Source organism: Pseudomonas fluorescens (assembly GCF_000730425.1).
Lineage (GTDB): Bacteria > Pseudomonadota > Gammaproteobacteria > Pseudomonadales > Pseudomonadaceae > Aquipseudomonas > Aquipseudomonas fluorescens_X.
The window spans coordinates 3,495,355-3,506,896 of the sequence record NZ_CP008896.1; the positions used below are offsets into that span (position 1 = coordinate 3,495,355).

Annotated in this window: 10 protein-coding genes; 6 read left to right on the forward strand and 4 right to left on the reverse strand. The window is 61.4% G+C overall.

The window, feature by feature from the left end; translation table 11 throughout:
• Window position 1: 1 nt before the first annotated feature.
• The 3 genes from HZ99_RS15670 (at window position 2) to HZ99_RS15680 (ending at window position 2,669) form a co-directional block, all read left to right on the forward strand.
• Window positions 2–1,597, forward strand: a complete 1,596-nt coding sequence (locus tag HZ99_RS15670) for a GMC family oxidoreductase (RefSeq protein WP_038444183.1) — start codon at window positions 2–4, stop codon at window positions 1,595–1,597.
• A gap of 237 nt (window positions 1,598–1,834) precedes the next feature.
• Window positions 1,835–2,314 carry a pantetheine-phosphate adenylyltransferase gene (gene coaD, locus HZ99_RS15675; RefSeq protein WP_038444185.1) on the forward strand — a complete coding sequence of 160 codons (480 nt, stop codon included), beginning with the start codon at window positions 1,835–1,837 and terminating at the stop codon, window positions 2,312–2,314.
• Between the two features lie 103 nt (window positions 2,315–2,417).
• Window positions 2,418–2,669, forward strand: a complete 252-nt coding sequence (locus tag HZ99_RS15680) for a YfhL family 4Fe-4S dicluster ferredoxin (RefSeq protein ID WP_038444187.1) — start codon at window positions 2,418–2,420, stop codon at window positions 2,667–2,669.
• Between the two features lie 124 nt (window positions 2,670–2,793).
• Here HZ99_RS15680 and mutM read toward each other — a convergent pair whose 3' ends face one another.
• Window positions 2,794–3,606, reverse strand: coding sequence for a bifunctional DNA-formamidopyrimidine glycosylase/DNA-(apurinic or apyrimidinic site) lyase (gene mutM / locus HZ99_RS15685; protein WP_038444189.1), 813 nt, complete (start codon window positions 3,604–3,606; stop codon window positions 2,794–2,796).
• Between the two features lie 21 nt (window positions 3,607–3,627).
• Entirely contained in the window at window positions 3,628–4,440 is an 813-nt protein-coding gene (locus HZ99_RS15690) for an HDOD domain-containing protein (protein ID WP_181883270.1), read from the reverse strand.
• Between the two features lie 244 nt (window positions 4,441–4,684).
• Between HZ99_RS15690 and HZ99_RS15695 the strand changes: the two genes are divergently transcribed.
• Complete coding sequence (locus HZ99_RS15695; RefSeq protein ID WP_038444195.1) at window positions 4,685–5,881, forward strand: class I SAM-dependent rRNA methyltransferase; 1,197 nt, start codon at window positions 4,685–4,687, stop codon at window positions 5,879–5,881.
• 324 nt (window positions 5,882–6,205) lie between these two features.
• On the forward strand, window positions 6,206–8,047 hold the full coding sequence (gene ilvD / locus HZ99_RS15700; protein ID WP_038444197.1) for a dihydroxy-acid dehydratase: 1,842 nt from the start codon (window positions 6,206–6,208) through the stop codon (window positions 8,045–8,047).
• A gap of 189 nt (window positions 8,048–8,236) precedes the next feature.
• Here ilvD and HZ99_RS15705 read toward each other — a convergent pair whose 3' ends face one another.
• Window positions 8,237–9,295, reverse strand: coding sequence for a phosphorylcholine phosphatase (locus HZ99_RS15705; RefSeq protein WP_038444199.1), 1,059 nt, complete (start codon window positions 9,293–9,295; stop codon window positions 8,237–8,239).
• 242 nt (window positions 9,296–9,537) lie between these two features.
• Here HZ99_RS15705 and HZ99_RS15710 point away from each other — a divergent pair, with 242 nt between their 5' ends.
• Entirely contained in the window at window positions 9,538–10,929 is a 1,392-nt protein-coding gene (locus tag HZ99_RS15710) for an L-cystine transporter (RefSeq protein ID WP_038444201.1), read from the forward strand.
• Between the two features lie 95 nt (window positions 10,930–11,024).
• Here HZ99_RS15710 and HZ99_RS15715 read toward each other — a convergent pair whose 3' ends face one another.
• On the reverse strand, window positions 11,025–11,537 hold the full coding sequence (locus HZ99_RS15715; protein ID WP_038444202.1) for a dihydrofolate reductase: 513 nt from the start codon (window positions 11,535–11,537) through the stop codon (window positions 11,025–11,027).
• Window positions 11,538–11,542: the final 5 nt, after the last annotated feature.

The following is an 11,542-nucleotide window of genomic DNA, read 5'->3' on the forward strand; positions in this document are numbered from 1 at the left end:
AATGCCCGTACCTGATGTGTTCCGCGATGGCATGGCCCGCGGCTGGAAAACCCATAACGGCGCCGCCCTCGACCAGGACCTGACCCTGGAGGCCGACGTCGCGATCATCGGCAGCGGCGCAGGTGGCGGTACCACCGCCGAAATCCTCAGCGCCGCGGGCTACAAGGTATTGCTGATCGAAGAAGGCCCACTCAAGACCAGCAGCGACTTCAAGCTGCTGGAAGACGAGGCCTACGCCAGCCTGTATCAGGAAGGCATCGGACGCATGAGCAAGGACGGCGCTATCACCATCCTGCAGGGCCGCGCCGTGGGCGGCACCACCTTGATCAACTGGACTTCGAGCTTTCGCACGCCGGATCCGACCCTGTCTCACTGGGCCAGCGAGTACGCGGTCAAGGGCCACAGCAGTGCCGAAATGGCACCCTGGTTTGAAAAAATGGAACAGCGCCTGGGCATCGCGCCCTGGGCCATGCCGCCCAGCGCCAACAACGATGTGATCCGCAAGGGCTGCGAAAAGCTTGGCTATAGCTGGCACGTGATCCCACGTAACGTGCGTGGCTGCTTCAACCTGGGCTATTGCGGCATGGGTTGCCCGGTCAACGCCAAGCAATCGATGCTGGTGACCACCATCCCCTCAACCCTGGAGCATGGCGGCGAATTGCTGTATCTGGCCCGTGCCGAGCGCCTGAAGTTCAGCGGCGACACCATCACCAGCCTCGAATGCGCGGCTATGGATGCACGCTGCGTAGCGCCCACCGGCCGCAAGATCACGGTCAAAGCCAAGCATTACGTACTGGCCGGCGGCGGCATCAACAGCCCGGCGCTGCTGATGCGCTCAGACGCGCCCGACCCGCATTCGCGCCTGGGCAAGCGCACCTTCCTGCATCTGGTGAATTTTTCTGCGGGACTGTTCGACGAGGTGATCAACCCGTTCTATGGCGCACCACAATCGATCTACTCCGACCACTTTCAGTGGCAGGACGGCACCACCGGCAAAATGTCTTACAAGCTCGAAGCGCCCCCCTTGCACCCGGCCCTGGCCAGCACGTTGTTCGGTGGTTATGGCACGCAGAACGCCCTGGACATGAGCCAGTTGCCCAATACCCACGCGATGCTGGCCCTGTTGCGGGACGGCTTCCACCCCGACAGCCAGGGCGGCAGCGTCAGCCTGCGGGGCGATGGCACGCCGGTGCTCGACTATGAGGTCTCGCCCTACGCCTGGGACGGCCTGCGCCGGGCTTTCCACAGCATGGCCGAGATCCAGTTCGCCGCCGGTGCCAAGTCGGTCAAACCGCTGCATCACGATGCTCGCTACGTCAGCACACTGGCCCAAGCCCGCAGCCTGATTGACAGCCTGAACCTGGAGTTGCATCGCACCTGCCTGGGCAGCGCCCATGTGATGGGCGGTTGCGCCATGGGCGAAGAACCGAAAAATGCCGTGGCCGACAGCCTTGGCCGGCATCACCAGCTACGCAACCTGTCGATCCATGATGGTTCGCTGTTCCCCACCAGCATTGGCGCCAATCCCCAACTGTCGGTGTATGGCCTGACTGCGCAACTGGCGACGGCGCTGGCCGAGCGCCTGAAAACCGCATGAAACCACGGTGATGACCCTCTGCAGGAGCAAGCTTGCTCGCGAAAATCGTCAACGATAACGTGGTGTTTGCAGACAGCACGCGTTGCCTATGGGCTCTTCGCGAACAAGCTCGCGCCTACAGGGGCCATGGGGGTATTCGCGGTGTCTATAGTGCTTTCTTCTGAATAAGTTGACTTGGCCGACCGGGATGGCTGCGATACCATCCGGTTCCCCAACGGACTCCGCCAGGACGACGCGATGAACCGAGTGTTGTACCCAGGTACCTTCGACCCGATTACCAAAGGCCATGGCGATCTGGTCGAACGCGCCTCGCGCTTGTTCGACCATGTGATCATCGCGGTCGCTGCCAGCCCCAAGAAAAACCCGCTGTTTCCCCTGGAGCAGCGCGTGGATCTGGCCCGCGAGGTCACCAAGCACCTGCCCAACGTTGAAGTGGTGGGCTTTTCGACGCTGCTGGCGCACTTTGCCAAGGAACAGAATGCCAATGTGTTCCTGCGCGGGCTGCGGGCGGTGTCGGACTTCGAGTACGAATTCCAACTGGCCAATATGAACCGCCAACTGGCGCCGGACGTAGAGAGCCTGTTTCTCACGCCGTCGGAGCGTTATTCGTTCATTTCCTCGACTTTGGTCCGAGAGATTGCGGCGTTGGGCGGTGATATCACCAAGTTCGTACACCCAGCGGTGGCGGATGCGCTGACCCTGCGCTTCAAGAAGTAAGACCGCTCAACCGGCGCCTGCTCGCACTGCGGGCGCCAATGCGGCACAATTGCGCGCATTAGTTTTTCAGATGCCTTGGCAGAGTGCCCTGGCAGGAGTTTCCATGTCCCTGATCATCACCGACGATTGCATCAACTGCGACGTCTGCGAACCCGAGTGCCCGAACGCTGCCATTTCCCAGGGTGAAGAGATCTACGTGATCGACCCCAACCTGTGCACCCAGTGTGTCGGCCACTACGACGAACCCCAGTGCCAGCAAGTGTGCCCGGTCGATTGCATTCCGCTGGATGAAGCCCATCCGGAAACGCAAGAGCAGTTGATGGAGAAGTACCGGTTGATTACCGGCAAGGCCTGAAACCTTGTGGTGGCTGGGCTGGCCCCATCGCAGGCAAGCCAGCTCCCACATTTGAAGGTATTCACAAGTCAACATGTGGGAGCGGGCTTGCCCGCGATGAGGCCAGCCGCAGCGCCCGCTGTCTTCAGCTCTGGCACTTGGGGCAAAACACGCTCGCCCGCTGCCCCAGCATCACATTGCGCAATTCACTCCCACAGACCTTGCAGGCCTCGCCACCCCGGCCGTAGACGAACAGTTCCTGCTGGAAATACCCCGGCTGGCCATCGCCACCGATAAAGTCACGCAAGGTCGTACCGCCGCGCTCGATGGCGGCCGCGAGAATGCGTTTGATCTCGATCGCCAGCTTCAGGTAACGCCCACGGGAAATGCCCCTGGCTTCGCGGCGCGGGTCGATCCCGGCGGCAAACAGCGCCTCGGTCGCGTAGATATTGCCCACGCCCACCACCACCGCGTTGTCCATGATGAACGGCTTGACCGCCATGGAGCGCCCGCGGGACAGCTGGAACAGCCGCTCGCCGTCAAACAGGTCGGTCAACGGCTCCGGCCCCAGGCGCAGCAGCAGTTCGTGATTGTGCGGGTCCTGGCTCCAGAGCATCGCGCCAAAGCGCCGGGGGTCGGTGTAGCGCAGGGCCAGGCCCGATTCCAGCTCGATGTCCACATGCTCATGCTTGGCCGCCGGCAGACCGACCTCCACCAGACGCAGATTGCCTGACATGCCCAAGTGACTGATCAGCGTGCCGACTTCGGCATTGATCAGCAGGTACTTGGCCCGGCGTTCCACCAACACGATGCGCTGCCCCGACAGGCGCACATCCAGGTCTTCGGGGATCGGCCAGCGCAGGCGCCGCTCACGCACCACCACACGGCTGACCCGCTGGCCTTCCAGGTGCGGCGCGATCCCGCGCCGGGTGGTTTCGACTTCTGGCAGCTCAGGCATATTCGTCTCGCGATAAAAAGGTTAGTGCGCGCCCAACTCGCGGATCGACAGCTTCATGTTCTCGAAGTCGTAGTCCGACAGGCCCACGTAATCCAGCACCAGTTGGCCGATGCTGTCCCATTCATGGTCAACCGTCTGGTTGCCCAATACCCGATAGGACGCGCAGATATGCTCGGCCATCTTCAGGATCGCCAGCAGGTTTTTCAGCGGGCTGTTGCGCGCCGACTCATCGCTGAATATCGCCAGGGCGTTGTGATGGTTGGCGATGGCATTGGTCACATGCTCCGGCAGGCGCCAGGACTTGGCGGTGTAATAACCCACCACCGCATGGTTGGTATGGAACGCGCGGTTCTCGGTATCGACCACCCGGCAATCAGGCCCCGCCTTGGCGTAGGAATCTTCCAGCACACTCATGTAGTCCGGGAACCGCTTGAGCATCAGCGGCACGCCACAATCGTGGAACAGCCCCAAGGCATAGGCTTCGTCCACCGCCTGGGCGCCGGTGCGCTTGGCCAGGGTCAGGCAGGTCATCGCCACATCCTGGGCGGTGTCCCAGAACCGGTTGAGGGTGACAATGGTGTCGTCGCTCATCTCGCCCTTGATCGACTGGGCGTTGATCAGGTTGACGATGGAACGGCTGCCCAGCAGGTTAACCGCACGCTGGATCGAGGCAATTTTGTTGCTCAGGCCGTAATACGGCGAGTTGACGATTTTCAGCAGCGAGCCGGACAGGCCCGGGTCCTGGGAGATCAACCGTGCAATCACCTCCAGATCCGGGTCGGGCATGTATTGCTCCATCTGCAAATCCACCATGATTTGCGGTTGGGGCGGCACGCTGATGCCTTGCAGGGCCTGTTGGATCTGCTCGGCGGAAAGCTCTTGGGACATATAGGTACATACTCTGGGCTAGGTGGGGATTCTAACCTCTATCTCGGTCTTTTGTGGGAGCTGGCTTGCCTGCGATAGCATCAACGCCGTACGTCAGATACACCGCGCCGTCCGCATCGCAGGCAAGCCAGCTCCCACATGAACGGATGCGCAAAGGGTATACTCCCGCTCTTTTTTCCGGAGCGACGTCATGTCCCTGCCAAGCCTGCGTCTCAAAGCCAACGCCGATCGTCGTTTGCGCAACGGCCACCTGTGGGTCTACAGCAACGAAATCGACGTGGCCGCCACCCCACTCCACGGCTTCCAGGCGGGCGACCAGGCCATCCTCGAAGCCGCCGGCGGCAAGACCCTGGGCATCGTGGCCATGAGCCCGAACAACCTGATCTGCGCGCGCCTGCTGTCGCGCGACATCAAGTTGCCTTTGGACAAGTCGCTGCTGGTACACCGTCTGAACGTCGCCCTGTCCCTGCGCGAGCGCCTGTTCGACAAGCCGTTCTACCGCCTGGTCTACGGCGATTCCGACCTGCTGCCGGGCCTGGTGGTCGACCGTTTTGGCGACATCCTGGTGGTACAGATCGCTTCGGCGACCATGGAAGCCCATAAAGAAGATGTGATCGCCGCGCTGACCCAGGTGCTCAAGCCCAGCGGCATCCTGTTCAAGAATGATTCCGCCGCACGCGATGCCGAGGGCCTCAACCGCTACGTCGAAACCGTATTCGGCCTGGTGCCGGAGTGGGTTGCCCTGGAAGAAAACGGCGTGAAATTCGAAGCCCCGGTGATCCAGGGCCAGAAGACCGGCTGGTTCTACGACCACCGCATGAACCGCGCCCGCCTGGCGCCTTACGCCAAAGGCAAGCGTGTGCTCGACCTGTACAGCTACATCGGCGGCTGGGGCGTGCAAGCGGCAGCGTTCGGCGCCAGTGAAGTGTTCTGCGTCGACGCCTCCGCCTTCGCCCTTGACGGCGTAGAGCGCAATGCCGCGCTGAACGGCTTTGCCGAGAAAATGACCTGCATCGAAGGCGACGTCTTTGAAGCACTCAAGGAACTGAAAGCCAGCGAAGAGCGCTTCGACGTGATCGTCGCCGACCCACCGGCCTTCATCAAACGCAAGAAAGACATGAAGAATGGCGAAGGCGCCTACCGCCGCCTGAACGAGCAAGCCATGCGCCTGCTCAGCAAGGACGGTATCCTGGTCAGCGCCTCGTGCTCCATGCACCTGCCGGAAGATGACCTGCAGAACATCCTGCTGACCAGCGCCCGCCACCTGGACCGCAATATCCAGATGCTCGAACGCGGCGGCCAGGGTCCGGACCATCCGGTACACCCGGCAATTGTCGAGACACGCTATATCAAGAGCATTACCTGCCGGCTGTTGCCAAACAGCTAAGCGTCCCCCCCCTGTAGGAACCGGCTTGCCGGCTCCTACAGGGGAGCGCAGTTATTCTTTTTGCAGGCCACGCGGCCTGCCTGGACGCACGCGTTTTCATTGACGACTTTCGCGAGCACGCTCGCGCCTGCAAGAAGACGGTGTAGAATCGGCCCTATTCATCGCCAGTCATCCCCGGCGGGTTTATGAGCTCAAGGCCAATGCGCACGGCGATCCCGTAACGTTTGCGGCAACTTCCGGACACACGGCCATTTTTCGGGTGTTCCAGACGTCGAAAGAAGCTCACTCCCCTTTAGTACCTGATTAGCCGCCCGGAGTGCTCAAATGCCCGATTACCGCTCGAAAACATCCACCCATGGCCGCAACATGGCCGGCGCCCGCGCACTGTGGCGTGCCACGGGGATGAAAGATGACGACTTCAAGAAGCCGATCATCGCGATTGCCAACTCGTTCACCCAGTTCGTACCGGGCCACGTCCATCTCAAGGACCTGGGCCAACTGGTCGCCCGCGAGATCGAACGCGCCGGCGGCGTGGCCAAGGAATTCAACACCATCGCCGTGGATGACGGCATCGCCATGGGCCATGACGGCATGCTGTATTCCCTGCCGAGCCGCGAGATCATCGCCGACTCCGTGGAGTACATGGTCAACGCCCACTGCGCCGACGCCATCGTGTGCATCTCCAACTGCGACAAGATCACCCCTGGCATGCTGATGGCCTCCCTGCGCCTGAACATCCCGGTGATCTTCGTCTCCGGAGGCCCGATGGAAGCCGGCAAGACCAAGCTTGCCTCCCACGGCCTGGACCTGGTGGACGCCATGGTCATCGCCGCCGATTCCAGCGCTTCTGACGAGAAGGTCGCGGAATACGAGCGCAGCGCCTGCCCGACCTGCGGTTCGTGCTCCGGCATGTTCACCGCCAACTCCATGAACTGCCTGGTCGAAGCCCTGGGCCTGGCCTTGCCGGGCAACGGCTCGACACTGGCCACCCACAGCGACCGCGAGCAGCTGTTCCTGCAGGCCGGCCGCACCATCGTCGAGTTGTGCAAGCGTTACTACACCGAGAACGACGAGTCGGTATTGCCGCGCAATATCGCCAACTTCAAGGCGTTCGAAAACGCCATGACCCTGGATATCGCCATGGGCGGTTCCACCAACACCATCCTGCACCTGCTGGCCGCCGCCCAGGAAGCCGAGATCGACTTCGACCTGCGCGATATCGACCGCCTGTCCCGACATGTGCCGCAGCTGTGCAAGGTCGCGCCGAACATCCAGAAGTACCACATGGAAGATGTACACCGCGCCGGCGGGATCTTCTCGATCCTGGGTTCCCTGGCCCGTGGCGGCCTGCTGCACACCGACCTGCCGACCGTACACAGCAAATCCATCGCCGAAGGCATCGCCAAGTGGGACATCACCCAGACTGACGACCAAGCCGTGCACACCTTCTTCAAGGCAGGCCCGGCTGGCATCCCGACCCAGACGGCGTTCAGCCAGTCGACCCGTTGGGACACCCTGGACGACGACCGTGAAAACGGCTGCATCCGCAGTGTCGAGCACGCCTACTCCCAGGAAGGCGGCCTGGCCGTGCTCTACGGCAACATCGCCCTCGACGGCTGCGTGGTGAAGACCGCGGGTGTGGATGAGTCGATCCACGTGTTCGAGGGGCGCGCCAAGATCTACGAAAGCCAGGACAGCTCGGTGCGCGGCATCCTCGCCGATGAAGTGAAAGAAGGCGACATCGTGATCATCCGCTACGAAGGCCCGAAAGGCGGCCCGGGTATGCAGGAAATGCTGTACCCGACCTCGTACCTCAAATCCAAGGGCCTGGGCAAAGCCTGTGCGCTGCTGACCGATGGTCGCTTCTCTGGCGGCACATCCGGCCTGTCCATCGGCCACGCTTCGCCAGAAGCCGCTGCCGGCGGCGCGATTGGCCTGGTGCAGGATGGCGACAAGGTGCTGATCGACATTCCGAACCGCTCGATCAACCTGTTGATCAGCGATGAAGAATTGGCTGCGCGTCGGGTCGAGCAGGACAAGAAAGGCTGGAAGCCGGTGGAGAAGCGTCCGCGCAAAGTCACCACCGCCCTGAAAGCCTACGCGCTGCTGGCCACCAGTGCCGACAAGGGGGCAGTGCGCAACAAGGCCATGCTCGACGGCCTGTAAGCCCCGCCCCTAAAAAAGCCCCGCCAAGTGCGGGGCTTTTTTTTCCTACCAAAAACACCAGAACACCGAAGATCAAAATGTGGGAGCGGGCTTGCTCGCGATAGCGGTGGGTCAGTTGATGGATATTTGACTGACACTCCGCCATCGCAAGCAAGCCCGCTCCCACATTGGTTGATCGCGTTTAACCTGTTACTGGATTTCGTCGGGCTTGACGATCACCCAGTTCTTGTCCGCCGTCACCGGCAAACCTTCCTTGGCCTGGGCCGCGGCGTGCTTGGCGATCATGCCGTTGAGCTGGGTCATGTACTTGTCCTTGCGGTTGATCCACAAATGGATGCCACCCTTGGCCACGTCCACATCGTGGAACAGCATGTAGCCGTCGCTGGTCGGTGTGTCGCCGCCGACCAGCACCGGTTTTTTCCACTCGTCGATGTAGGTGAGGATGGCCGCGTGCTTGCCGGCCATCCAGGTTGCCGGGGTCCACAGGTAGGGGGTCAGTTCCAGGCCGAGGTTAGCCTTTTCGTCATACTTGCCGGCCGCGACTTGCTTGCGTGCGGTGGTCAGCTCGCCGGTCTTGCGGTCCTTGAGCAGCAGGCTGACGCCAATCACGTTCTGCGGCTTGACGTTGTAGCCGTACTTGGGATCAGACGCGACCATGCGCACCAGTTCTTCGGAAGCGGCGGTCATCACATACACGTCGATGCCGTTTTCCATCAGCTTGTTGTACAGCTCGGTCTGGCCGGTGAAGATTTTCGGTGGCTGCACCTCCATGTTCTTCACCACGTCGCCTTCGAAGTAGGTGACCGGCACCGGCTTGCCGGAGGCCATCAGCTCATCGACGTAGCCCTTGAGCTCCTTGAGGGTGAAACCGGAAAAGACTTGGGCGACCCACGGGTAACAGACCATGTCGTCGACTTCGCACAGGCGGTAGTAGTAACTGAACAGGCTTTCCTTATGGTCGGCGGTGTCTTTGAACGGCATCAGCTTGAGCGACGGGTCGAGACTGTCGCGGGTGATCAGGCCCTTGTTCTCCATGTATGGCAACAGCGACTCTTCGAGGTCGAAGCGGTAGCTGGTGTTGTCCATGTCGAACACCGCGTAGTTACCCTTGTTGGCGTTGGCGGCAATCATTTCATTGAGTTGCTTGGCGGCGGGCGCCGGCCAGTGTTTCAACTCGGTGGCGGCCATGACCTGGCTGGCAAGCCCCAGGCATAGCGCGGCGGCAAACAGTCTCGGCGCGAGCTTCATGTGCGTTTTCTCCCTGAGTGAAAGGCATCAACGCTAGCAAATCTGTATGACAACCTTCACCACACGCACGACCGGCGACGTCCTGATCCCGCCACCCACGTACACAGGAGCGTCAACGCCTTATTCCAAAAACGACGGTCGCCATTCCATCTTGTTATTAATTCATTAGATATCAAACTGTTAGGCTTGCCGGTTCGCAATCGCAGGCTCACGCGATTGGCAGCCTTCTACTCGGAGCTTCAATGAATCTGCCGCTGATTCTCAACTTGCTGGTGTTTTTCGCCCTCTTGCTGGGCCTGGCCCAAACCCGCCGCACCCAATGGAGCCTGGCTAAGAAAGTCCTGCTCGCCCTGGTGCTCGGGGTGGTTTTTGGTGGGGTCCTGCACACCCTCTATGGTGCTGGCCACCCGGTGCTCAAGGCTTCGATCAGTTGGTTCGACCTGGTGGGCAATGGTTATGTGCAACTGTTGCAGATGATCGTGATCCCGCTGGTATTCGCCTCGATCCTCAGCGCCGTGGCGCGCCTGCATAACGCCGCGTCCCTGGGCAAGATCAGCTTCCTGACCATCGGCACGTTGCTGTTCACCACCGCCATTGCGGCGCTGATCGGTATCGGCCTGACCAACCTGTTCGGCCTCACCGCCGAAGGCCTGGTGGCCGGCACCCAGGAACTGGCGCGCCTGCAAGTGATCCAGAGTGACTACGCGGGCAAGGTCGCCGACCTGAATATCCCGCAGTTGCTGCTGTCGTTCATCCCGCAGAACCCGTTTGCCGACCTGGCCCGGGCCAAGCCGACGTCGATCATCAGTGTGGTGATCTTCGCCGCGTTCCTGGGGGTTGCCGCGCTGCAACTGCTCAAGGATGACGTGGAAAAAGGCCAGAAAGTGCTGAACGCCATCGACACCCTGCAAGCCTGGGTGATGCGCCTGGTGCGCCTGGTGATGAAGCTGACCCCCTACGGCGTACTGGCGTTGATGACCAAAGTGGTCGCCAGCTCCAACCTGCAAGACATCATCAAGCTCGGCAGTTTCGTGCTGGTGTCCTACCTGGCGCTGGGGCTGATGTTTGTGGTCCATGGCCTGCTGCTGTCGCTGGCCGGCATCAACCCGCTGCGCTTCTTCCGCAAGGTGTGGCCGGTGCTGACCTTTGCCTTCACCAGCCGCTCCAGCGCGGCAAGTATCCCGCTGAGCATCGAAGCGCAGACCCGCCGCCTGGGCATCCCGCAATCCATCGCCAGCTTCGCCGCCTCGTTTGGCGCGACGATTGGCCAGAATGGCTGTGCCGGCCTGTACCCGGCGATGCTGGCCGTGATGGTGGCGCCGACCGTGGGCATCAACCCGCTGGACCCGCTGTGGATCGCAACACTGGTGGCCATTGTGACCCTGAGTTCGGCCGGTGTAGCCGGCGTGGGTGGCGGTGCGACGTTTGCCGCGCTGATCGTGCTGCCGGCCATGGGCTTGCCAGTGGCGTTGGTAGCGTTGCTGATTTCCGTGGAGCCACTGATCGACATGGGCCGCACGGCATTGAACGTGAATGGTTCGATGACGGCGGGGGCGATTACCAGCCAGATCATGCAGCAGACGGATAAAGAATTGCTCAATGCCGATGAGCACGCTGAGTTGGCGCAGGCCTGATAGACCCCTATCGCCGGTAAGCCGGCTTCTACCATTGAACCGGTTTCGTCAATAAAACCCGATCAACTGTAGGAGCCGGCTTGCCGGCGATGCTTTCAGGCTTTTTCCCAGACTTCAAAACTGTAGGCCGGCTTGTCACCTTCAGCCGGGTTCTGCACATTCGACACCAGCTTCCACCGGTTCAAGTCAAACTCCGGAAACCACGCATCCCCCTCCGGGCTCAACGCAACCCGCGTCAGATACAGGCGATCCGCCTGCTCCAGCCCTTGCGCATACAACTGCGCGCCGCCGATCAGCATCAGCTCGTCCACGCCCTGCTCCAGCGCCCAGGCCTCGGCCCGTTCAACGGCCGCCTCCAACGACGGAAAAACGTGCGCACCTTCGAGCACCAGATCGGTCTGACGACTGACCACAATGTTCAAGCGCCCCGGCAACGGTCGACCCAGGGAGTCCCAGGTCTTGCGCCCCATGATGATCGGCTTGCCCAGGGTGGTGGCCTTGAAATATTTGAAATCCCCCGGCAAATGCCAGGGCATGCTGTTGTCGACGCCGATCACGCGGTTTTCACCGAGCGCTGCGATCAGGCTTAAAGGGAGAGTTTTTTTCATGACGA

What these genes read in the sequence shown, in the direction of transcription:
- HZ99_RS15670 (WP_038444183.1), top strand. Translation starts at nt 2, where the DNA reads ATGCCCGTACCTGATGTGTTCCGCGATGGCATGGCCCGCGGCTGGAAA.
- coaD (WP_038444185.1), top strand. Translation starts at nt 1,835, where the DNA reads ATGAACCGAGTGTTGTACCCAGGTACCTTCGACCCGATTACCAAAGGC.
- HZ99_RS15680 (WP_038444187.1), top strand. Translation starts at nt 2,418, where the DNA reads ATGTCCCTGATCATCACCGACGATTGCATCAACTGCGACGTCTGCGAA.
- mutM (WP_038444189.1), bottom strand. Translation starts at nt 3,606, where the DNA reads ATGCCTGAGCTGCCAGAAGTCGAAACCACCCGGCGCGGGATCGCGCCG.
- HZ99_RS15695 (WP_038444195.1), top strand. Translation starts at nt 4,685, where the DNA reads ATGTCCCTGCCAAGCCTGCGTCTCAAAGCCAACGCCGATCGTCGTTTG.
- ilvD (WP_038444197.1), top strand. Translation starts at nt 6,206, where the DNA reads ATGCCCGATTACCGCTCGAAAACATCCACCCATGGCCGCAACATGGCC.
- HZ99_RS15705 (WP_038444199.1), bottom strand. Translation starts at nt 9,295, where the DNA reads ATGAAGCTCGCGCCGAGACTGTTTGCCGCCGCGCTATGCCTGGGGCTT.
- HZ99_RS15710 (WP_038444201.1), top strand. Translation starts at nt 9,538, where the DNA reads ATGAATCTGCCGCTGATTCTCAACTTGCTGGTGTTTTTCGCCCTCTTG.
- HZ99_RS15715 (WP_038444202.1), bottom strand. Translation starts at nt 11,537, where the DNA reads ATGAAAAAAACTCTCCCTTTAAGCCTGATCGCAGCGCTCGGTGAAAAC.